At 40.6% G+C, this 23,309-nt stretch carries 20 protein-coding genes; 11 read left to right on the top strand and 9 right to left on the bottom strand.

What is annotated here, in order from left to right; all coding sequences use genetic code 11:
• Positions 1-63 precede the first annotated feature (63 nt).
• The 3 genes from ppc (at position 64) to cdd (ending at position 4,153) form a co-directional block, all read left to right on the top strand.
• Positions 64-2,697 (top strand): phosphoenolpyruvate carboxylase, encoded by a 2,634-nt coding sequence (ppc, locus tag N473_RS16765; protein ID WP_063368932.1) that lies wholly within the window; start codon positions 64-66, stop codon positions 2,695-2,697.
• Between the two features lie 189 nt (positions 2,698-2,886).
• Positions 2,887-3,255 (top strand): hypothetical protein, encoded by a 369-nt coding sequence (locus tag N473_RS16770; RefSeq protein ID WP_039610289.1) that lies wholly within the window; start codon positions 2,887-2,889, stop codon positions 3,253-3,255.
• Between the two features lie 43 nt (positions 3,256-3,298).
• On the top strand, positions 3,299-4,153 hold the full coding sequence (gene cdd / locus N473_RS16775; RefSeq protein ID WP_063368933.1) for a cytidine deaminase: 855 nt from the start codon (positions 3,299-3,301) through the stop codon (positions 4,151-4,153).
• Positions 4,154-4,171: 18 nt separating this feature from the next.
• Here cdd and udp read toward each other — a convergent pair whose 3' ends face one another.
• Entirely contained in the window at positions 4,172-4,936 is a 765-nt protein-coding gene (udp, locus tag N473_RS16780; protein ID WP_039610291.1) for a uridine phosphorylase, read from the bottom strand.
• Positions 4,937-5,194: 258 nt separating this feature from the next.
• Here udp and N473_RS16785 point away from each other — a divergent pair, with 258 nt between their 5' ends.
• From N473_RS16785 to N473_RS16795, 3 genes are all read left to right on the top strand, one after another.
• The gene (locus N473_RS16785) at positions 5,195-5,974 is read left to right on the top strand and encodes a DUF2189 domain-containing protein (protein WP_039610292.1); all 780 of its coding nucleotides are present in this window, start codon (positions 5,195-5,197) and stop codon (positions 5,972-5,974) included.
• 285 nt (positions 5,975-6,259) lie between these two features.
• A complete protein-coding gene (locus N473_RS16790; protein WP_063368934.1) occupies positions 6,260-7,372 on the top strand; it encodes an arginase family protein in 1,113 nt (370 codons plus the stop codon).
• 149 nt (positions 7,373-7,521) lie between these two features.
• Positions 7,522-8,241, top strand: a complete 720-nt coding sequence (locus tag N473_RS16795; RefSeq protein ID WP_231099586.1) for a transporter substrate-binding domain-containing protein — start codon at positions 7,522-7,524, stop codon at positions 8,239-8,241.
• 28 nt (positions 8,242-8,269) lie between these two features.
• Here N473_RS16795 and N473_RS16800 read toward each other — a convergent pair whose 3' ends face one another.
• Together N473_RS16800 and N473_RS27005 are read right to left on the bottom strand one after the other, a co-directional pair.
• Positions 8,270-8,521, bottom strand: coding sequence for a VF530 family DNA-binding protein (locus N473_RS16800; protein ID WP_039610294.1), 252 nt, complete (start codon positions 8,519-8,521; stop codon positions 8,270-8,272).
• Positions 8,522-8,546: 25 nt separating this feature from the next.
• The gene (locus N473_RS27005; RefSeq protein ID WP_081221239.1) at positions 8,547-8,843 is read right to left on the bottom strand and encodes a DUF1496 domain-containing protein; all 297 of its coding nucleotides are present in this window, start codon (positions 8,841-8,843) and stop codon (positions 8,547-8,549) included.
• A gap of 180 nt (positions 8,844-9,023) precedes the next feature.
• On the opposite strand from N473_RS27005, the gene N473_RS16810 reads away from it, so the two are divergent.
• Entirely contained in the window at positions 9,024-9,254 is a 231-nt protein-coding gene (locus tag N473_RS16810) for a TIGR02647 family protein (protein WP_039610295.1), read from the top strand.
• 22 nt (positions 9,255-9,276) lie between these two features.
• Here the strand turns inward: N473_RS16810 and maiA are convergent, their stop codons facing one another.
• A complete protein-coding gene (gene maiA / locus N473_RS16815) occupies positions 9,277-9,903 on the bottom strand; it encodes a maleylacetoacetate isomerase (RefSeq protein WP_039610296.1) in 627 nt (208 codons plus the stop codon).
• A gap of 75 nt (positions 9,904-9,978) precedes the next feature.
• Positions 9,979-11,274 (bottom strand): homogentisate 1,2-dioxygenase, encoded by a 1,296-nt coding sequence (gene hmgA, locus N473_RS16820; protein ID WP_063368936.1) that lies wholly within the window; start codon positions 11,272-11,274, stop codon positions 9,979-9,981.
• A 118-nt stretch (positions 11,275-11,392) separates the two neighbouring features.
• On the opposite strand from hmgA, the gene N473_RS16825 reads away from it, so the two are divergent.
• Positions 11,393-11,836, top strand: a complete 444-nt coding sequence (locus tag N473_RS16825; protein ID WP_063368937.1) for a MarR family winged helix-turn-helix transcriptional regulator — start codon at positions 11,393-11,395, stop codon at positions 11,834-11,836.
• Positions 11,837-12,026: 190 nt separating this feature from the next.
• Here the strand turns inward: N473_RS16825 and N473_RS16830 are convergent, their stop codons facing one another.
• Positions 12,027-15,185, bottom strand: coding sequence for a TonB-dependent receptor (locus tag N473_RS16830; protein WP_063368938.1), 3,159 nt, complete (start codon positions 15,183-15,185; stop codon positions 12,027-12,029).
• Positions 15,186-15,229: 44 nt separating this feature from the next.
• Positions 15,230-16,081 (bottom strand): S1/P1 nuclease, encoded by an 852-nt coding sequence (locus tag N473_RS16835; protein WP_063369004.1) that lies wholly within the window; start codon positions 16,079-16,081, stop codon positions 15,230-15,232.
• Between the two features lie 221 nt (positions 16,082-16,302).
• Here N473_RS16835 and N473_RS16840 point away from each other — a divergent pair, with 221 nt between their 5' ends.
• A complete protein-coding gene (locus N473_RS16840) occupies positions 16,303-17,193 on the top strand; it encodes a hypothetical protein (RefSeq protein ID WP_231099587.1) in 891 nt (296 codons plus the stop codon).
• Positions 17,190-18,113, top strand: a complete 924-nt coding sequence (locus N473_RS16845) for a hypothetical protein (RefSeq protein ID WP_063368939.1) — start codon at positions 17,190-17,192, stop codon at positions 18,111-18,113. The genes N473_RS16840 and N473_RS16845 overlap by 4 nt, the downstream gene beginning before the upstream one ends.
• Before the next feature lie 46 nt (positions 18,114-18,159).
• On the opposite strand, the gene ushA is transcribed toward N473_RS16845, so the two are convergent.
• Positions 18,160-19,743 carry a bifunctional UDP-sugar hydrolase/5'-nucleotidase UshA gene (gene ushA / locus N473_RS16850; RefSeq protein ID WP_063368940.1) on the bottom strand — a complete coding sequence of 528 codons (1,584 nt, stop codon included), beginning with the start codon at positions 19,741-19,743 and terminating at the stop codon, positions 18,160-18,162.
• A gap of 64 nt (positions 19,744-19,807) precedes the next feature.
• Positions 19,808-19,996: a hypothetical protein gene (locus N473_RS16855; RefSeq protein WP_063368941.1), complete on the bottom strand. Its 189-nt coding sequence runs from the start codon at positions 19,994-19,996 to the stop codon at positions 19,808-19,810.
• A gap of 353 nt (positions 19,997-20,349) precedes the next feature.
• Here N473_RS16855 and N473_RS16860 point away from each other — a divergent pair, with 353 nt between their 5' ends.
• The gene (locus tag N473_RS16860; protein WP_063368942.1) at positions 20,350-23,214 is read left to right on the top strand and encodes an insulinase family protein; all 2,865 of its coding nucleotides are present in this window, start codon (positions 20,350-20,352) and stop codon (positions 23,212-23,214) included.
• Positions 23,215-23,309: the final 95 nt, after the last annotated feature.

The raw sequence follows: 23,309 nt of genomic DNA on the forward strand, positions 1-23,309 counted from the left end.
CTTTTCATTTATGTATGTTTAACAGTATATTGGATTGCATAAAATGTATTCAAAGGAAAGCGTATGGATCAGCAATATACAAATCTTCGCCGTAATGTGAGCCTGCTAGGTGAATGTCTTGGGGCAACCATAGAACATGCTCAGGGCTCAGAGTTACTGGAAAAAGTCGAACAGATCAGGCATCTCGCTAAAGCATCGAGAGGGGGCGATCATCAAGCCAGAGAAATGCTAATCGATACGCTCAAAGCGCTTAGCAACGAAGAATTGTTGCCTGTGTGTAGAGCATTCAATCACTTCTTAAACTTGGCGAATGTGGCTGAACAATATCATACGATATCAAAAACCGGTGCGCCTGGCGGTTCGTTTGATACGATTGAGAGCACTATTAAAGAGCTTGCCGATCACGTAGACAAAGGGACCTGTTCTCAAGCAGACGCGTTACAAGTTTTGTCTACGCTGCAAATTGAACTGGTTTTAACTGCTCATCCAACAGAGGTTACTCGACGGACAATTATCAGCAAGCATGTTGAACTCAGTGACTGCTTAAAGGAACTTGAGAGTATAGAGTGCTCAGGTGTAGAACGTGAAACGATTGTTGCTAGGATAGCACAGCTCATCTGTCAAGCATGGCATACTAACGAAATCAGAGACAAACGCCCGACGCCACTGGAAGAAGCCAAGTGGGGATTCGCTGTAGTGGAAAATAGTTTGTGGCATGCCATTCCTCAGTTTGTGAGTGAACTTAGCAAGATGGCTAAACAGCATCTGGGCATTGATTTACCGCAAAGTTTTTCACCGATTAAACTGGCTTCTTGGATGGGAGGAGACAGAGATGGTAACCCCAACGTCACAGCTAAAGTGACTCAGAGTGTGTTGGATCATGGGCGTTGGATGGCGTTGGATCTTTATTATCGCGATCTAGATAAGCTCAGTGCAGAATTATCCATGAGCGGTGCAAATCAGTTGTTGCTGTCGCGAACTGGTGAATCAAATGAACCGTATAGAGCGTTGCTCAAAAGTTTAAAAGCAGATGTGCGTGAAACCATCGATTTTTTAGAAAGTAAAATTAAAGGCTTGCCGACGTCATGCCGAGATAAAATTAAAGACACAGAGCAACTACAAACTCCGCTGTTAATTTGTTTTGACTCACTCAATGAGTTAGGCATGGAAGTGGTAGCCAAAGGCTTGTTATTAGATGTTCTAAGGCGCTTGAACTGTTTTGGTGTTAACTTATGCCAGCTTGATATTCGTCAGGATTCAGCGCGCCATACAGAAGTGCTTTCAGAGCTAACCAGGTACTTGGGAGTTGGTGATTATGCTCAGTGGTCAGAGCAAGACAAGCAAGCATTTTTACTGTCTGAGTTAAGCTCTAGGCGGCCTATTATTCCAAAACATTGGCGACCTAGTGAGTCTGTTAAAGAGGTCATTGATACGTTTGATGTGATTGCACAGCAAGACCGTGCATCTTTAGGCATTTATATCATATCGATGGCGCAATATGCATCTGATGTACTTGCAGTTCAACTTCTTTTAAAAGAGAGTGGTGTAGGATTCAATTTGCCTGTAGCGCCTTTGTTCGAGACGCTAGACGACCTTAATCGTGCCGACAAGGTTGTGACCGAGTTATTTAGTTCGAGCTGGTATAAAGGTCATCTGTCTCATCAGCAATATGTCATGATCGGTTATTCAGACTCGGCAAAAGACGCGGGGATGATGGCGGCTGGTTGGGCGCAATATCGAGCGATGGAATCACTTATTGAGTTAGGTGATAAGCACAGCATTAAGATGAAATTATTCCATGGACGTGGCGGCACTATTGGACGCGGTGGAGCACCGGCACGCCAAGCATTACGCTCACAACCCCCTGGCTCTTTGAAGCATGGTTTGAGGGTGACGGAGCAGGGTGAAATGATCCGCTTTAAATTTGGTCTTACTCCGGTTGCAATTCAAAGCTTATCCTTATATGCCAGTGCGATTATTGAGAACAATTTATTTCCCCCACCAAAGCCAAAAACACAATGGCGCGAGGCTATGGACCTGCTCAGTGAAGCGTCATGCGAAAGGTATCGTAAATATGTGCGAAACACACCAGACTTTGTGTCGTATTTCAGAAGCGCAACGCCTGAGATTGAATTGGCCAAACTACCGCTCGGTTCGCGCCCCGCGAAACGTAACCCAAAAGGGGGAATAGAGAGCCTCAGAGCCATTCCTTGGATTTTCGCTTGGAGTCAAAACCGCCTTATGTTGCCTGCTTGGCTCGGCGCAAATGAAGGTTTGAAAGCGGTTCTAAATTTGGGCGGGGAAGCCCTCATCGAGGAAATGAGCGAACAATGGCCATTTTTTAGAACTCGGCTGGAAATGCTTGAGATGGTGTTTTGTAAGGCCGATCTGTGGTTAAGCGAGTATTACGATGAGCGATTGGTGCCGGAAAACTTGCAGATCATTGGCAAACAGTTACGTGCTGAGCTCAAGGAAACAACGGAAGAGATCATTCGCTTGGCACCTAAGGGGAGTTTATTATCTGCTCAACCATGGGTTAAAGAATCCATATCATTACGAAACCCTTACACAGATCCGCTGAACTTACTACAAGTAGAGTTATTAAAAAGGACGCGCAGTACGGATGCGGATACTTTAGACAGCGCCCTAATGATAACCATGATGGGTATCGCGGCAGGTTTGCGTAATACGGGCTAGTGCTTATGTATTATTTGTATTGCGATATCACATATATATAACTTGTTGAAATAAAAAACCAACCCTTTATGGTTGGTTTTTTATTTTTTACTCATTTTTAAATCTTATTTCATTGACAGCTGCGTGCTTTAAATTAAAATCCCTTCCCTGTTTATTAATTTATTAATCGATCTTTCTGCAGAGTTCTATATGTCAGCATTATCAACCAGTATTACTTATGACAAAACAACGTCACTCATCTTAATGACAGTGCGTGGCAAAGCCGGAGCTGAAGACGTGGTCAATGCTTATAAAGCTGCTAAAGCTTATTCTGAGCAACATGGTAGTAGAAAAGTACTGGTCGACGTGTCTGAGCTAGAGCACAAGTTTGCTGCAATTGATATCGTTAATGTCATGCCTAGGGTGGCACATTACCTGACAAATATACAGATAGCTCGGGTAGTAGGGTTTGAGGGTTACATGCACGATCTCTTCTTACAAAAAGTCAAAAGATTTGGTATTCATGCAGAAAACTTCGAATGTTTTAAATCTGCGAAGGAATGGTTGAGTAACGCATAAAATCTGCGTAAACTGGCATGCCATATTCTATAATAATTAAATTATGGTAATAATAGACAACAAAACAGAAGAATATATTTTCGATATTGCGAAGCAATCCAATGGTACGCTCAGTGCGAATATCGTCTCCCAACTGACTGAACGGCTTCACTGTGAGCTAGAACAACTGCAACAAGCTTTATTGCCAGTCGCCGCAAAATTCTCCCAAGCACCCATCTCACAATTTTTTGTTGGCGCTGTCGCTTTTGATAAAGTGACGGGAAATATGTACCTTGGTGCTAATTTAGAGTTTAAACATCAAGCGTTATCTTTGGTTGTTCATGCTGAGCAAGCAGCCATAAATAACGCGTGGATTAATGGTGCTCAAGAAATCACTTCAATTGCGATTAATGCAGCACCATGCGGATTCTGTCGCCAGTTTATGAACGAGCTAAGCTCTGCTGGAAATTTAACAATATTACTTCCGACTGGGACATACTCGCTCAGTGAGCTTCTTCCTTGTGATTTTGGTCCAAATGATTTAGGCAATGCTTCGTCGTTGATGGCAAATACTGCATCTAATATTAATATCGATTTACCTATCTCTGACGCGCTTAAACAGCATTTACGATTTGCTTATGTTCCATATTCTGAGAATCTATGTGCAGCAGAGTTAGTATTAACTGATGGAAGAGCGTTCTATGGCAGATACGCTGAGAATGCAGCGTACAGTCCGAGTCTGTCGCCAATGAATAGTGTTTTAAGTCAATTAGCGCTGTCTGGTGAGCAACTGGATGAAGCGAATGTAGAACGAATTACACTGGTCGAAAGGGCTGGGTATGAGAATCAAAAATCCGTGGCGCAAGCTGTACTCACTAGCTTAAAAGGCGACGTGCCTCTTATTCACCACGTATTTTAGGCTAAAGTAGGCGTTAGCCTACTTTTCTTGTGTCAGTAATATTTCAGCTGCTTTAATAACAACAGATACTGCACGCTTTTCGACAAGTTGGTGGTCCACATCTGGGATCTCTTGTCGAGTTCGATTAACTAAGACGCCTGCGACACACGCTGCTTTAAGTCCCAGCGCCGCACACATAGTGAAAAGGGTCGCTGATTCCATCTCATAATTCATGACGTTTAACTTTTGCCATTCTTCACATGAACCTTGGAAGGCTTTAGAGACATAGCCTGAGAAAGTATCGTAACGTTCTTGACCTGGGTAAAAGGTGTCACTTGAGGCAGTAATACCAGTATGGTAAGGCACGCCTTCAAATTCACATGCTTGTACCATAGCTTGCGTGCTATGGAAATCAGACACTGCTGGATAAGCCAATGGTGCAAAGTGCTGACTCGCACCGTCTAATCTGACAGATGCCGTACTAACCAGAATATCGCCTTCGTCAATTTGCGGTTGGATTGCGCCAGTTGTGCCAATTCTAAGGAACGTTTTAATGCCAAGTTGAGCGAGTTCTTCAACGGCAATTGACGTAGATGGGCCACCAATGCCTGTTGAGCATACTACAACAGGTTGTTCTTTGATTGTCGCAAGGTAAATGTGAAATTCTCGCGTTTGCGCTAGGCAAATTGCATTATCTAGCTGTTGTGCAATGCGCTTTGAGCGTTCAGGATCACCTGGCACGATTGCAAGTGTAGCCCCTTGAAGATCTGCTTTGGTCAATCCTAAGTGAAATACCTTTTCCATAAAAAACCTTTTTATGTTCTAAAACGTAATGGTTAAAGTTAGCGAGTTTTAAGTACAGGACACATGTCCGCTACGTTCATTCAAGTTAACCAATTGCTCACTTTAAAGGCGAGCTTGGTTTCAATAAAGGTAAACTTGTTACTTGTGACCAGATAATATCGATTTGATCAATAAATACATACATGAACTATTGCAATGCTTGCATGTTGGGCCTCGCTAATCTAAACCTTAATATAGCAATGTAGAGAGGACAATTTTATGCCAACATCTCACTCAGTAGATAAAAACCCGGAGTTCGCACGGTGTTTGGAGAGCAATCAGATCGCCGCTCTAGCACCATTTCACTGGCTGTCATTAGCTTGCAAAGATATTGTTAGAGCGCCTATTCTCAGTCTCGTTTATGGTTTAGTTTTTAGCATTATCCCTGCTTTTATTATGTGGCTTGTCTTTCAGTCTGGCACGCATTTAGTGATATTACCGGCGTCAGTCGCCTTCGCGCTTATTGGTCCAGCGTTTGCTGCTGGGTTGTACGATGTTGCATGGGAATTAGAGAAAGGGCACAAACCAACATTAATACACAGCCTGAAGTCTATGTTTCGAAACCCTGCGGGTGAGTGGGGGTTTGCTATTTTATTGATGGTCATTATGATTGTATGGATGCGGTTAGCTGCCTTAATACATGCTCTATATCCAAATGTACCCAACCCTAATTTTGAACAACTTTCTGCATTTTTAGCTTTGGGTTCCATAGTAGGGGGTGTGCTTATGATGGCGGTCTTTGCTATTTCGGCATTTACGCCGCAAATCATGATGGAACGCCGTGTTGATATCATGACAGCAGTCGTGTCGTCTATTCACGCTGTGGGCACAAATGTACCTGCGATGATTGTCTGGGGATTGACGATAGTTACTCTGGTGCTCATTGGGTTTTTGACTGGCGCAGCTGGATTTATCATTATCATGCCATTGTTATCCTATGCGAGTTGGCACGGTTACATTGCGATTATTAAAACCAAAAAACCTAGAGGGTACGAATAACTAGACAGGTTCTGTGAATATTCAGCCGCTGAGAGAAAAGCGCATTTTTCTCTCAGCGGTTGACTTATATTTCTGCCATGTTATATCAGCGTTATTCTTATTGTAATTTTCTCTCAGCTCAATTTGTTAATTGTACAAATCTTTGAATTTAAATAAGTTTAATTTAAATGGCTTTGTAGTTCTTGAGATGTCACTTGATTATATTTGGGTCGAATTCAATAGCGGATTACGTTTTTGAAGTAGAGTTAATTTAGCATGATTATGCAAATTATTGAGGAGCACGCTATGAGCAACAGCAAATCACAATACCTTGAAAAACTAGAAAATTGTTTGTGCCCACCAGGTGATGGTGTTTTTACTGTAAACACAGCTAAGGAGCGTAAAGACGCACTTAGACAAAAGCTATATGGTCAAACTGAAGGTGTTGAAGCGCTTTGGAAAGAGTCGTTACAGAAGATCGATGATAGCGAGCATAAAGCAGCGATTTTGGGTATCAGCTCAGACTGTGGCGGTGGTATTTTGCGCGGCGCAAATTGGGGACCACTCTTTTTAAGAAGTACTTTAATAGAACAGCAACCGCAAACTTCTGCGTTTGATCTCGGTGATGTGCGTGTTATACCTCATTTACTTCATGATAAGTATTTAAATGAAGGCACTATCTCAAACTGTCAAAAAGCGCTTTATCAGGACGAAAATAGTGATTACTTTGTCGCACCGCTTTCAATTACTGAAGACGTTTGCGACGGATTTTACAAGCACTACCCTGAAAAAGGCGTGTTTGGTATTGGTGGTGACCACTCTATCAGTTACCCGCTGACAAAAGCATATTTGAAAGCTAAAAGAGAGCAGGGGAAGCGCACTGCAATTATTCACTTTGACGCACATACAGACTTACTGGTAGAAAGATTAGGTATTGATCTGTGCTTTGGTTCATGGTGTACCCATATTCTTGAGTTCTTACCTGCTCCACATCACTTGATTCAGTTCGGCATACGCTCAAGTGGTAAAGCGAAAGAACATTGGGAAGGCACGTTTGGTGTTAAGCAACACTGGGCGCATGAAATTCGCGAGCAAGGTGCAGATGCGATTGTTGCCGGTGTTATTGAACAACTTAAAGCCGACAAGGTAGATGAACTTTACGTGAGTTTTGATATCGATGCGCTCGACGAAGAGTTTGCTGCGGCTACAGGCACACCGGAGACGGGTGGTTTGACGCCAGAGGAAGCGTTGACAATCTTGAAAGCACTTGCAAAAGAGTTTCCAATTACAGGTGCTGACATGATGGAAATTGCACCGTTTACAGACAGTTCTTTAGCTGGACAGTCAAGTTCAGAAACGACTTTACGTGAAGGGGCTAAAATCTCTGCATTCTTAATTGATGCGATGAACAAAGCATAACACGTCTGATTAAGGGGGGAAGCCCCCTTTTTTCCTGCTTTATACTTCAGGTTGCGAGTGTATTCACATATATCCTCTGCAAATTTCACAGAGTTGCATTTCTTACCTATAGTTTATAGACATAAACCTAGTCTGATTGGAGAGATGAGTTGTATCGGTGGGTGCTTGGATGCTATTTCCTTTTATTCGTAGCGGTCGCTCAGGCTAATTATACGCTTAATATCGTGACCGAGAATTTTCCAAAATTCCAATACTTAAATGGTGAGGGAGAGTTGGTCGGTAGTGCGGTAGACAAGGTAAAATCTGTCTTGGATAACTCTGAGATAAACTATCGTATTTCAGTTGAAAGTTGGACGACAGCATACAATACCGCTGCACGAGATGATAATACTTGTATTTTTTCAATGGCTAAAAATGAGATCCGGGGTGAAAAGTTTAATTGGATTTTCCCCATTAGTAAGTTCACTACATCTTTTTATGCGCTAAAGTCATCACAAATCTCCCTAGAATCAATTGAGGATACGAAACAGTATAAGGTTGCGGTGATTAAAGATAACTACAGTCACCAATTTTTGGTTAAAAATGGGTTTATTGAAGGGTATAACCTAGTACTGATAAATTCATTTGATCGCGTATTTGAGTTACTTGAAACGAGGCGAAAATTTGTCGATTTGGTTATTTTAAGTGACAACCAGTTTGAGTTTAAACGTCAACATGAACCATTGAGCGAGTTATTGGAGCCAGTTTTAACTTTACACAATTTAGATACTGAACTTTACTTTGCCTGCAATAAAAGATTATCTCCCCATGTTGTTAAGAAAATCATATCGAGTTATGAGCAGCTACAAAGCAGTAAATTAATGCAGTAAGAGGTAGTTACCTCTTACTCACTTGCACTTATTTAGACTGAGGGCTAGTTGGCCACGAAAAGCTGTGGAAAGTGTCTAGATAAAGTTGTTCGACTTTTTCTCTGGCCCATGGGGTTTTGCGTAAAAATTTTAAGCTAGACTTAACCGATGGATCTTTTTTGAAGCAGTTTACATTAACGTGTTGCGCCATTTCTTCCCAGCCAAGTTCAGCTTCAAGTTTTTCTACTATATCTTGCAGTTTTACACCATGAAGAGGGTTATTTGGTTGCTGTGTACTCATGTTTAAACCTAAAATTCGCGACGCGCTAGTGTACTCTTATCTTACCTCTGAGATCCAGCCTTTTAGGTATCCCATCTTTGTCAAGCTGCAGCCAAACTAGCTGGCTATTCGGTTGGTTGGCATATTTGTGACTACATACATAAAGTTTATCAAACTGTTTGATTAATGCACCTTCGCTGTATTGAGATGAATTGAACCAGCAAACGCGCTGCGGTGAGTCAATAAATACCCGAGGTGAATTTTCTTTTGCATATACCGGCAAACAACATAAAAAAAGTATTAAAAATGATAAAAAATTGATCTTATACATGGCATTACTCATAGTCTGGGCTAATGTTTATTAGGTCGAAGTACGTTTATCGGCACTAATGTTACGGTATTAATTTAGTAATGGTAACGGCTGTTCAAAAGGATTGTCAGCGGCAACACCGTCTGACCGATTATATTTAAATGTAAGCACAAGTCATGCCCGAATGGTAGCTTGATTGTAATAGGGGGAAGTATGGCATTTGACACTCAGTTAATGGCGGAACTAGAACTATTGGCAAAATTTCCAAGGAGTAGTTTACACCAAGGCCTCAAAATACATAGCAGTGCGGATCAAAGCATATTAGCTGCAGCGGAGCGGTTATTTGCAAAAGGGGTAATTGATAGGCCTGATGGAGGATATTTGACAGATTTGGGCCACGACTTGCTCGCTCATATTGACCAAGTTCATGGGGCATTAAAGTAATACCCCATGTTCAAATCTCTAGTTAAGCTGCATCCGGTTGATTCTCGGGTGCTGCCTTAATAAACGCTTCTAATGTATTACAGTGTGCGTAAACTGCTGCAATCTTCGGGAATTGCGTCATGTCCACTTTGAAGCGTAGTGCATTGAAGACCTGTGGAACCAAGCAAAGATCTGCCAGCGTTGGCTGCTCGCCGAAGCAGAACGGGCCTTCGCCTAATGTGGGTTCTAACTTTTTAAACCCTTCGATAATCCAGTGTTGATACCATGTTGTTTTTTGCTCATCAGTAACGCCTAACTCACCGCTTAAATATTTAAGTACGCGCAAGTTGTCAATAGGGTGGATATCACATGCTATGGCGTAACTGAAATTACGAACCTGTGCTTTTTGCCAAGGGTCAGACGGTAAAAGGGGTGTATCTGGGTGTGTTTCTTCTAACCATTCTAGGATGGCCAAAGATTGTGCCAAAGTCCCTTGCTCAGTTTCCATTGCAGGTAAAAGGCCCTGTGGGTTTTTATCTGTGTAAGGTGCTTGCTGCTGTTCAGATTTAAGAAGGTTAACTCCTTCAAGCTGGTGCTCAATGCCTTTTAAGTTAAGCGCGATGCGGACGCGATAGGCCGCAGATGAGCGGAAGTAAGTGTATAGTTTCATTTTTAATCCTTATTCACGACAAAGGCCACAAGTGAGTGGCCAGTATAAATGCGTTTGCTAGGGCAAGTTTTTCTATTATGCACCTTTATAGTACTTTTTAATGCCTTTCCAGCAATCTGAATAGTTTGGCTGGCGTTCTTTGCCTTCTAATGCATATTTCGTCGGAGAAATAACATAACGTGACTCGAACATAAACGCCAAAGTGTTCTCATAGCGCTGAGGCTCAAGCTCTGCATTTGAGGCTTTTTCAAATACATCTGCTTCAGGACCATGCGGAGACATGCAGTTATGTAAGCTCATGCCTCCAGGAACGAATCCATGCTCTTTAGCATCATATACGCCCTCAATAAGCCCCATAAATTCACTCATAATGTTACGGTGATAATATGGTGGGCGGAACGTATTTTCTGCGACCATCCAACGTGGAGGGAAGATAACGAAATCAACATTCGCTACACCTTCTTCGCTAGAAGGAGAGGTTAAAACAGTGAAAATTGACGGATCTGGGTGGTCAAAGCTGACCGTATTCATCACATTAAAGCGAGAAAGGTCATATTTATAGGGTGCGCTGTTACCTGTCCATGCAACGACATCTAGTGGAGAATGTCCGATATCACAGCGGAATAGGTTACCGTTAAACTTAGCAACCAGCTCAAAGTCACCTTCAAGGTCTTCAAAAGCAGCGACAGGGTATTGGAAGTCACGTTCGTTGGTATACCCATTTGCGCCAACCGGTCCACGCTCAGGTAAGATATAAGGGTGGCCATAGTTTTCGCAAATATAACCACGTACTTGTTCACTGATAAGTTCTACGCGGAATTTAAGGCCTCGTGGAATAACTGCAATTTCTCCAGGTTTAATTGCAAGCTTGCCACATTCAGTGTGCAGTACGAGTTCGCCTTGTTGAGGAACAAATAGCAACTCACCGTCTGCGTTGTAAAAGTATCGGCCTTCCATTGAAGCATTTGCGACGTATACGTGAATACCGATACCGACTTGACCATTGGCACTGCCGTTAGCAGCCATGGTAATAAGGCCATCAATGAAGTCTGTTTTTTCAGCTGGTACTTCCACTGGGTTCCAACGTAACATTGACGGTGGTGTTGGTACCTCAGTGATAGGGCCTGTTCTCACTAGACCATTGTCCATTGGCTGGTATTCGCCTTGCACAACTGAAGGGCGAATACGATAGAACCAATTTCTGCGGTTTTCAGCGCGAGGGGCCGTAAATGCGGTTGTATTGTATTGCTCAGCGTATAGGTCGTATTTCACTTTTTGTGGTGAAAACTGTCCTACTGGTAACGCACCTGGTAGGGCTTCGGTTTCAAATTCGTTACCAAATCCTGTCAAATAGTCGAATTCTGTACTCATTTTACGTAGACTCCATTGATGTTTTCTGTAAGATACTCTCATGTGAGAGTAATTGCAAACATCCTGAGAAAGATGTACTGTAAATTAATAATTACAAAATAGAGAGGCGCTTTGCACCGTGAGTAAATCAGTGATTTTAGATATTAGTCAATTTTTGCCTTATCAACTTGTCGCCTTGTCTACCAAGGTAAGTGACGATTTTGCCAAAGTTTACGGTCAAGAAGCCGGACTAACGCAGGCTCAGTGGCGCGTCTTGTCACATGTGATCAATATTGATTTTGCAACAGCAAAGCAAATTTGTGAGTTAGCTAATATGGATAAATCCACGGTGTCACGTGCAATAAAGCAATTAGAGCAGAAGCAATTCCTTCGTCTTAACCAACACCCGGACGATAAGCGTGCAACAGTTATAGAATGCACTGATATGGGATTCGATTTGTATAAACAGCTGACGCCAAAAGCGTTAGAGTGGGAGCAAACGTTGTTAGAAAATTTCTCTGAAGGTGAGAAACGTACTTTTAAAGCATTGATAGAGAAGTTATCTAAATCAGTTGAAAATTAGATAGCAAGTCCAAAAGTGTGTGAACTTTCGCCATCACTATGGATAAACTATATATTGTCATAGATAAATACTTTCTTCCGTGTTTAGTTTGTAAAGCAGATTAAAGTGTCCATAGAGTGAAGTTAAAAATGAAAAAAGGGCCAGCATTAAGCTGGCCCTTGACATCTAATTCACTTGTTTAAGTTAGATATTAGAATGTGTATTTAATACCAAAGCGCATTTCCCATACAGAAGGGTCACGTTCGATTGATTGCTCTACAGCACCTGAATTAAAACCAGAGTACGTGTATTGATCTTTACTTCGATCGTAATCTACGCTAACAATACGGTTACCTACAAAGCTGCCTTTGCGCATTACACCCCAATCGTCATTCAACAAGTTTGTTAAGTTATCAATAACGAAGAAGATTTCACCTTTATGGCCATCCATTAGGCCGGGAATTTCTTGACCTACACGGAAATCAAATTTAACAAACCAGTCAGCATTTTCAGAGTTACGGCTCAATGTTGTCCCACGCTCTAAACCTTCTGATGCAATGAAGTCATTGAACTCAGCAATTTCTTCAGCACTCATATCTAGTACTACGTTAGCGTCGTCAACTTTCGGTACGTAGAACAATTGACGGCCTTGGCTATTCCAGCTTGCATCGCCAAAGTTGCGGTCACTTCTGCTAAATAAATAGCTGAAAGGTTGGCCTTTGCTTACTTGACCAAATAAGTTGAACTTCGTCTCGTATCCATCGAAGAACTCACGGTCATAGCCAAGCTGTAGTGTAAAGCGATGAGGCACTTCGTAATCAGATGTTGCAACACCTGGGTTAAGTGGATTAGTGACCGCGATATTACCGTAGTTTGAACCAGCTGTTGAGCTTGTCATTGGGTTAACATCTTTCGAATCTGTGTAAGCATATGAAAGTGTGAAATTGATACCATTATCATAGCGCTTTGAAAGTGAAGTCGAGATGGTATGAGATTCACCGTCATCGCCAGAAACATTTGTTAGCAAATACTCGTTGTCACGCGGATCATCGGCATGTCTTGATGTAAGAAGCGCTCTTCCATCAAAAGTATAATTACCAGATTCTACTAAGCCCAAATCTGTAATGATTGCTGAATCACGCTTTTTGCTCAGTAAATAGTCAACACTGATAACGTAATCGTTTTCAGTCGTATATGTACCACCTAATGCAAACTTCCACTCTGATGGAATTTCAAAGTCTTGTGCGATAGCGTTTGCGTCACCATCACCGTTTCCAACTGGCTGATTACCTACTTGATCGTATAAAGATTGAGGAACATCATAACCAGGAGTACCACCATGGATATTGGTCATTGGTGTTTCAAATAGAGGCATTGGGGCAACTTTTCCATCTGAAGTTGCTCTGTGGCTTACACCTACTTGAGTAACACCATCGTTCGAGTATGCATTTGACACCCAAACATTTGGATTACCGCCAGAGTAAAGACCTAAACCACCACGAAGCTCTAATGCATCATCAACATACCAGTTGAAACCAACGCGTGGTTGAAGAAGATCAATGCCGTCCATATTCTTCGTATTTAAGAATTTATAGCGATTCGCGAAGTTTTGGTTTGCAGTTGGTCTATCGTCGCTTGTGTATTTGTCGTAACGTAAACCAAAGGTCAACGTTGCATCAATCATTGGAAGCGCATATTCGTCTTGAATGTAGAAAGTATGTTGTTGATAAGAAAACTCAGCCGCAACATCATTTTGGTTATTTGTACCCGCTGCATTATTATAATATACACGGTCAGCTAAACCTTTTTCGAAGTCATCAATTGACTTAAAGCGAAACTCACCTTGAACGTGTTGCATGAATAGGTTGAATACATTTAGGTCTTCGTACTCATAACCAGCAGTAACTGTATGCTCATCAAAGTAATATGTACCAGAAAGTTTAACTGTGAAGTTATCCCAGTCTAGGTCATTTGCATGACGAGAATCATCTGGACCAAAATAAACTGTGCCATCGTTTTCAGTTTCAATTTGGAATTCACCAAATCCACTTGCCGCATCTAAAGAGTTTTGGCGAGCATCAAGGTCTGATTTACCTACGCGAACTTCAGTAGAGAATTGGTCATTCCAATCAGAATAAACCGACGCTACAATTGACGTAAACTCAGCGCCGCGCTCATAGTAGTGGCTGCTTAGAGGTAGTTGACCGCCACTTTCGTCAGATTGAGAAAGCTCAAAACCATCATTGTAGTTATACACAACGTTAGCGCGGTGGTCGTCGTTGATATTCCAATCGATTTTAACTAGAAGCTTTTCATCGTCAACAGGCATACTAGGTACCATTGAACCGGCGTCATAGTTATACTTATTTTTTGCGATTTCTGTGATACGTTTAACATCATCTGAAGTAACTGTTTTACCCAGTGCACTGTAGTTAAACTGCTCTACACCTTCAAGTTTTTCATAAGAAGTGAAGATGAATAGTTTGTCTTTAATAAGTGGTGCACCGACGTTAAACCCATAACGCTTTTCTGTGAAGTTACCTGCATCGTATTCTTCACCTTCAATTTTGTCACCTTTAAGTGAATCATTAGTGTAGTCGAAGAACAGACCACCATGAATTTCGTTTGAGCCAGACTTTGTAACCGCATTGATGTTACAAGATGTAAAACCACCGTACTGAACATCAAAAGGAGCAAGTTCAACGGCTACTTGTTCAATCGAATCGAAAGAAAAAGGCGCGCGAACAGTAGGGTAGCCTGTTGAGCTTAAACCGAAGTTATCATTCATGCGAACGCCATCAAGCGTTAAGCTGTTAAAACGAGGGTTACCGCCACCACATTGAATTGCGCCACGGCTTTCGTCAACGTATACACGAGGATCGGCACGTACAATGTCTTTTAGGTCACGGTTAATTGCAGGGGCTTCTTGAAGATCTTCAAGCGTGAAAGTTGCCGCAGGGCCTGTGCCACCAGACATTTGGCTGATTGGGCGACCTGTTACAACGATTTGCTCGATGTCGGACTTAGGCTGAAGTTGCACATTTATAGGGTAAGCTTCACCTAGAGATAAATATACATTTTCAAGTAATTGATCTTCAAATTTATTTGAATCAACAATAATTTGATATGGACCACCAACGCGTAGGCCTTTAGCACTAAAGTAGCCTGCATCATTTACCGTAGAAACTTTTGTTGTACCTGTAGGTAAGTGCATGATGGTAATAGTTGTACCAGCAGCTGGGTTACCTTGAGGGCCTGTAATTTGACCACGTACAGATGAAGCAGTTTCATTAGCGAATGCAGCACCACTAGCACCAATACCAGCGATTACCGCTAGAGAAAGTGCCGTTTTGCGTAGTTGCGTTTTCATTATGTTGTTTCCCGTGTTATTAGGTTTAGTAGTTAGTTTAAATATCATTTCTCAAAACTTTTATTTGTAGCAAGCGCATTAATTAAAGGCTTTGATTGAGTGTCAAAAATTTGGTTTAGTAAACCCGCTAATCTATAACCGCCTTGTTGAAGGCGTTGTTTTATAGTTGGCGTGTATTTATATATATAACTCCAACTTATTTCAGTTTCATTGCTCTTATATATTTCTTCAGCGATTTTATTCGATTCTAATAACCAATCGGCAGGTGAACTATTTAAATAATTAGCAATTAATTGTTTATTCGAGGTTGTTACTGAGCGAGTAAATTCTGTGTAAGATAGCTTTTGATGTTCCACTAGCTCCGTGTCGAAAACTTTATGAAGGTTAGTCGACTTTCCAAAAAATTCTACTTCTATCTTATTTCCACCAAGGTCTTCTGCTCTTCCTGCGTGAAAAGGCTGGTGCGCATCACCCACTAAATGAACGAGGAACTTTAGTGCGAACTGCTTGTCTTCATGTGTAGAGGAAGTGCTTTTTAAAATGTTTACGGCGTAGTTAATGCCGTCAAGAATGTGTTTCACTTCATGTTTATGTTCAATCGAACCATTGTCGTAGCGATGCATTTGCGACGGGTCATCGATATTGATGTAATGCCATTTACCGGATTGCTTTTTCCAGAAAGGACTCGGGCTTGAGCGCATTTCATCTGGCCATGTAGATACTTCGGCCAACGAGTCATCCCCTAAAAGGAGCTGGACATGAGACATTGTGGTGTGGCTGAGGTTGTTTTGCGCAAGTTCACCGATCACTCGGTGTCCATTTTGACCCCAAGCAAAGACAGAGCTGCTCATAAGGCAAGTACTTAGTGCTAAAACTGTAATTGAACTTCTAAACATCATTCACTCGACAAAATGTAAATCAGAAAAAGACCTTGTATTCCAATGCGGTCAATTGTCCGGTTTTTTAAGGAAAAAAAAAGGAGTCAATAGAATTCATAATTTCTTGTTAATAAAGCAGTAAATTCAATAGCTTACTTTTGATTGGTAAAATTACCTATTGCAATAAGTAAAGAAAGTTGATCTAATAAGCTTGTAAGGAATAAAAGAATCTAGTTGATGTGAAATACAATCTCAAATTAAGCAATAATACAACCATTGTTACAGTTTTGTTTCTGTCTGTTTTGGCATGCTTTTATCTTGCAAAGCAGTTAAATAGCCCATCTGTCGTTGTATTACCAAACCTGTTGGAAAAGCACATTCAATGTCAAACTCGCTCAGTGTCGAATAGTCAATCATTTAATGTGCATGTACCGGTAAAAAAGCTTGCGGATACGCTGGCACCTAAATTGTGTTCTGATCCGGTGTTAGCCAAGCAATATGGGTTAGTGAATATCTATTGGAGCGGGAACTTAGCTGAACAAATTGATTTTATTGCCAAAGGTTTGGCTGATTTGACATTGTCAAAGGATAATGTCATGAAAGCATTGATGGCGGAGTCTACATATAGCTACCGCTCTGTGATTGGTTATCCTGAATACACTGCATTTTTTATTTCTAATCGAGAAAAGCCTAAGTTAGAAAAAGCTTATTTCTTAGACAAAAAAATAGGGTTGTTAGATTATCCGACTAGCCGCTCAGGACATATTTTGCCTAAACAGACTTTTAAATCGTTAGATATTGATATTGATGCTTTGAACATACAGTATGTAACTTCCCATGAAATTTTGAGAGAAAAGCTGTCGTCTGGTGAGTTAGACATCATTGCTACCTATTGGAATGAGGAAGATGAAGCGTATTTTTCGAAAAACTATATTACGCCAACTGGGAGCAATATTAGTGGGAGTAAATGGTATTTAAAGATGGTGAATGATAATACCGAATTGGCTTGCTCCCTACAGGGCCTTTTGCATCAAGTTATTAAGGATACTGGCTCGAGTTATTTCGATAGTATCAAACAGTACTGGCAATGTAGCGTTTTTCCCTACGAGTTTTTGGGAGAAAATGTATGAAAAAACTAAAAAAACTCGCTACATTTACATCTTATCTCATGTTCTTCTTAATCATTTTTATTGTGATGTCAAAGTCGACTATCAATGATGTGATTTATCATGACCTACAAGAAGTCAAACTGAGGGTTTCTCTGGATAAACATCGGCTGCCATTAGCTGATCCTATGCTAAATTACTCTGGTGACCCAGAAGCGTTGGCTAGCTATATAAGTGATATTAATCAGAGTTTAAAAGCGCAAAATAGTCGAGTTAAATTGGTATCAATCTCGAATACGCCTTTGCTGCCATCTAAAGGCCTGAGTGTTGAGCATTTAAATGCGCCTGGAAGTAGAACCTACATGCTTTTTAAACTAAATACGGAGCAAAATAATTTTTTACTGATTTTTCCTGTGGTATTTGCCATATTGAATTTTGCGCTACTAAAAAATGTTTCTAGAAGAAAATATAAGATTCAGGTTCGCGATAATATAAAACCGGTACTACCAAAAAAAGCGATATTGCAGATAGATTTATATTCGAAAACTTTACAGTTAACCTCTGACAAAGAAACCAAAGTACAGTTAGCGAATAAACCCTTATGTTTTTATCTCGCTTTATTGGAATACTGCAGAGCTTACCCTGATGCGTCTTTGAATCAAAATAAAGAGCTGCCGGATGAATTGCTGGACTTGGCAGATAAATATTTCCACAGGCTGATATCATTAGGGCATACGATTAGAAAAAGGCCGAATTTTTCCAACAGCTTAGAGAAAACGTTGAGTGAGATCCGGGCTGCACTCGATGAATTGCTCGTAAGCACACCTGATTTAAAAGCAAAGTACTACCCGCCAAAAGCGCATGGTGAGGGATCTCGTTCTAAGTTGCACAGTTATGCACTTACAAACATCGTGGACAATGATATAGATATACTAGGAAAGTAAATAACAAGCATACGGCGCTAAACCGTATGCCTGAATTTAAATGGTTTTATAGCGTGTTGACGTCTATTGGAGAGTATTTCTCTATATATGCTCTTAATACTTGAGCATCTGTACTATCTGTATTTTGAAAGCCTTTCTTTTCAGTGAGTATTGGATAGCCATCTCCACCAGCAGCGTTATAGCTATTAATACTCATTCTATAGGTCGCATTAATATCAAACTCTTTGCCATTAATAGATTTAATGACAGCTTTTGAGTTTACTATACTAAAATCGATTTTATGGTATTGAAGGTAAGCACCCGCGTCAGGTGGGAAACTGCCCACTATAGACAAGTATTCGATTAACTCAGGGCCTTGCCAGTCGATATAAGCAACGCGATTTTTAAAAGGGTGGACTGTTAAAATGTCTTTATAATTAACGTCGCCAGCGTTCATGCTTGCGCGTATGCCACCACCACTGATAATGCCAAAGTCTGCACCGACCGCTTCCGTTTGTGCATTGATAATTAAATCAGCGAGTTTGCTTTGCTCAAATCTGACAAGATCTCTACTGCCGTCAAGGAATGCGTTTATAGAGCCTACTGCTCCGGCAAGTTTTTCAGCGCCTTTTTGTTGATAAGGCAATAAAAATTCATAGAGTGTTTTGTCTTTTTTAATTTCATCAGCAATAAAGTCGCCTTGTTCATTTTTTAAATTAACAGGAACTAGTTCATAACTGATGAGTGTTTTTTTATTTTCTTCTATTTTAAAGACCGCTTTACCAACATATTTACCCCACTCATGAGCTTGCATGATCCAAGTACCATTTTGCTTATCGGGCCAGCATGCTTTCCCTGCGGAAAATGACGCATCTGGATCCCCATTTTTGTCAACACAGATTGGCTCTTGCGAATGGCCACCAATGATCATATCGAGTGTATTTGGTTTTAAGCTTCTCGCTAATGTGACATCACCGGGTGCATTAATACCATGATTTGCGTCATGGTAGTGACCCATGTGCGTCACCGCAACGACCACATCTGGTTGATACTTAGTTTTGATCATATCAACTAAGGGTTGTGTTGCTTTTGCTGGCGTAATGAAATCAAGGTGACCTATATATTGAGGATTGGCAATTTTAGCTGTGTCTACTGTTGTTAACCCAACAACGGCTATTTTAAGTTGACCTTTGTTGATAATGGTATACGTTTGATAGGCGGGTTGCTGAGTTTTTTTGTCTATGATGTTGGCGGACAAAAGCGGGAAGTTGGACCAAGCAATTTGTTTATCAAGCACACTGAGTGGGTTGTCAAATTCGTGGTTACCAATTGCCATTGCATCATAACCAATGATACTCATGCCTTTAAAATCAGGTTCTGCAATTTGTAAATCTGACTCTGGGACACCCGTATTGATATCACCGCCAGATAGTAAAACTACGCTGTGGCCATTTTTTTCAGCGTCATTTCTTAGTTGGTCGATAAGCGTTTTGCGTGCTGCCATGCCATATTCACCACTTTCGTTATGCCAGAAGCGACCATGGTTATCGTTGGTGTGCAAAACCGTTAAATATCTTACATTGTTACTTGCTGTGAGAAGTTGACAGCCAGTTAGAAAAGAGAGTAAAAATAAAGAAATAATTATGCGCATAAATTATTTTAAAAATCTGAACTTATTTATGCGCGTAGTTTAAAGCAATTACACAAAAATGGCATTACAAAGTTGTCTGGCTTTGATTGTTACGAGAATTCAGTACGGCTTCTTCTCTTCTATTAAGCTCATTTTTAGCCAAATCTTGTTTTTCATGCTTGGTTTCAACCATCCAGTTTAAAAAGCAAGCGGGTAATTTATTATATGGCTCTCCAGCGTGCAAGCCAAAGTCACAAATCTGTTCTTCATTCATAGTTTTGCCCCTGTATTTTTAAAAACTTACCTTGTCGTGTCAGCGTGGTTGCTGTGCGTTTTGCATGCAGTGTAGAGCGTTTTTAATGTAAAAAAAACACTTTAGATCATAAAAATTAACTTTTAAGTCTATTTTTCACTCCGGTGGTTTGTTTGTTAGTTTTTCAAGCAGCTTGTGATTAGAGGAGATAGATATTGTGCTTGTCTATATTTAACAAACAGTTACACTTTTTCTAGGCTTATACTTGTATGGGCAGAACTTTAATATCAGTATATAGATAGATGTTTAATAAGATAAGCAAATACGTGTTAATAACCTAATCTGGAATGTAGATGCTTTAAACTGGAAATTTTATGAAAAAATTATTGGCAATAGGTGCTATTTCTCTTGGCATTTTGACTGCTTGTTCAGCGACGAATACGACACAATCTTCAATGCAACTTATTGCGCAGCAGTTGGTGGTCAGCCCGAATGATGATAGAGAGTATAAAACACTGACACTGGAAAACGGGATAGAAGTCGTGCTGGTTTCCGATCCGAGCGCTGAGAAGTCAGCAGCTGCTTTGAGTGTTGGCGTAGGTTTGCTGCATGATCCCATGTCTCAGCAGGGGATGGCACATTATTTAGAACATATGTTGTTTCTTGGCACTGATAAATTTCCTGACCCAGATGAATACGCTGCATTTGTTCAAAAAAACGGTGGTACTCATAATGCGTATACTTGGTTAGATGTGACCAATTATATGGTGAAAATTAACAACAATGCATTTGATGAAGCGCTTGAACGATTCTCTGATTTTTTTAAATCTCCAAAGCTTTATCCTGAATATACAGAAAAGGAAAAGAATGCGGTCAATGCTGAGTGGTCGATGCGACGTGAAATGGATTTTTTTGGTCAGTTTAAATTAGCGCGTCAATTATTAGGTGACCATCCTTCGAACCGCTTTTTAATCGGTAATTTAGAAACCTTGGGTGACAAACCAGACAGCAGCTTACATCAAGAGACTGTTGCATTTTATGACAAATATTACTCTGCCAATATTATGAAATTGGCTATGGTGTCTAATGAATCAATTGTTGAAATGGAAAAAAAAGCGGTTCAGCATTTTAGTTCAATTAAAAACAAAGAGATATCAGAGCCCACAGTATCAACATCGTTGAATTTTGAGAATGTCGGAAAGAAGCGCATTCACTACAAGCCGAATAAAGATGTGAAGTCACTAAACGTCGAGTTTATCATTGAGAACAACATGTCTGATTTTGCGGTTAAACCTAACTATTTTATCAGCTATTTGCTCAGTAACGAAATGCAAGGCAGCCCAGCTCAAGTACTAAAAGAGCAGGGGCTCATATCTTCTTTGACTGCATACGCTTCACCAAACCATTATGGAAATTATGGTGCGCTTAATATTGATATTCAATTGACCGATCAAGGCATGCAGCAACGAGAAGAGATTGTTGCAACAGTGATGCAATATATTAATTTGATAAAAGAACAGGGCGTTAGCAGTAAATATTTTAACGAAATAAAAACCTCCCTGAGTAATCAGTTTAGATTCTTGGAAAAAAGCGATGAGTTTTCTTATGTAAGCTCATTAACCGCCAATATGCAGGATTACCCATTAACTCATGCGGTGAATGCCAGTTATCACTATGCCAAGTTTGACCCGAGTGCAGTTAACAAGGTACTTGAGCAACTTGTTCCTAATAACATGCGTGTTTGGTATATCAGCAAAGACGAACCGGTAGACAGTAAACTGCATTTTTATGATGGTGAATATAAAGTAGAGCAAATAACTGAGGCAGAAATTGCGTCTTGGGAGAAGAAAAGTCAGTTTGCTTTAGCATTACCTAGTGTTAACAAGCTACTGCCTGAAAACTTTGATATAAAGCGTGCTCAATCGGCAGGCGTTGAGCAAGTATATCAAGGGCAACGTGTACATGCTTGGTTAAAATCTAGTGACCGTTTTAGTCATCAGCCAAAAGGTAAGCTTGAAATCTTCTTAAACAGCAGTTTACCTATCCATGATATCAAAGCCCGTGTTGTTTCGAGTTTATGGGCTGATCTGTATCAAATTGAAAAAGCTAAATTAATCACTGAAGCACACGTAGCGGGTATGAGTTTAAATGTAACTAGCTCTACTGGCATAGTGTTATCTGTGTCAGGTTTTACAGATAAACAAGCCACGCTTCTTGATGATGCGCTTCAAGGGTTTGCAATTACACCTAGTCAAAAGCAGCTAGAACAGGCAATTGATCGATATGTGAGAGGCCTTCAAAACAAAGGTAAGCAAATTCCTTATTATCAGGCATTTGATGTTTATAAGCAGACAGTAAGAGAGGGCAGCTTTGATACTGACAGCCTAATCACTACTGCAAAAAGTATTACGACAAAGGATTTTCAACAAGTACAGGCTAATTTGTTGGACGATAACCTAATTCGAGTTTTAGGTTATGGAAACTACGATAAAGAGGATATTTTGAAGGTTGTGTCTCGTATTGAGACTGTTATCGGTAGCGAAGCGCGTCAGCAAGCATATATTCGAGCTGGGTTTTGGCAACCTAAATTAAATGAAACCATTGTAGTTCAAAAAGACGTTGATGTTGCTGATGTTGCCATCGTGGATGTTGCCGTACACCCGCAGCCGGGCTATGCGCCAAAGGCAGCAGCATTAATTTTGCGATCTCATTTAAGGCAATCTCTGTTTAATACTCTGAGAACAGAAGAACAATTGGCTTATGCTGTTGGTGCATTTGCTACCAGTATTGATGAGCGCTCTGCAATGGGGCTATTTATACAAACACCTGTAAAAGGCGTGCAATCAATGCAAGCTCGTTTTGATGCGTTTAAAGTAGAATATGAGGAAAAGTTAGAAAAGTTAACTGACGATGAGTTTAATCAAATTAAAGCGTCTGCGCTTGCCAATTTAACTGAAGAGCCAAAAAACCTCTCTGACGAAGCAGAGCCAATTATTTCAGATTGGTATAAAAACACTTTAAGCTTTGACTCGAAAGCGCAGTTAATCAAGGCCGCTGAGAATGTTACAAAAGAAGATATTCAATCTTATTTCAAAAGCACTCTTTTAAATGAGGCTGCGCCTCGCCTAAATATTCAGTTGCGAGGTTACAAGTTTGCAGATGAACCTTTTGCAGATATGCCGAATCAAAAAAAGATTAACTCTATGGAAGCACTCTATCAAGATGTCCGTTTTAAATAAGCTGATATCTCGTTGAGTTGTCCACTTCTTTTTAATAAATAGAAAGTTAAATATAAAGGCAGTGTTTAAATGCACTGCCTTTTACATAATTAAAA

The organism is Pseudoalteromonas luteoviolacea CPMOR-1, from assembly GCF_001625685.1.
GTDB classification, from domain to species: Bacteria; Pseudomonadota; Gammaproteobacteria; order Enterobacterales; family Alteromonadaceae; genus Pseudoalteromonas; species Pseudoalteromonas luteoviolacea_K.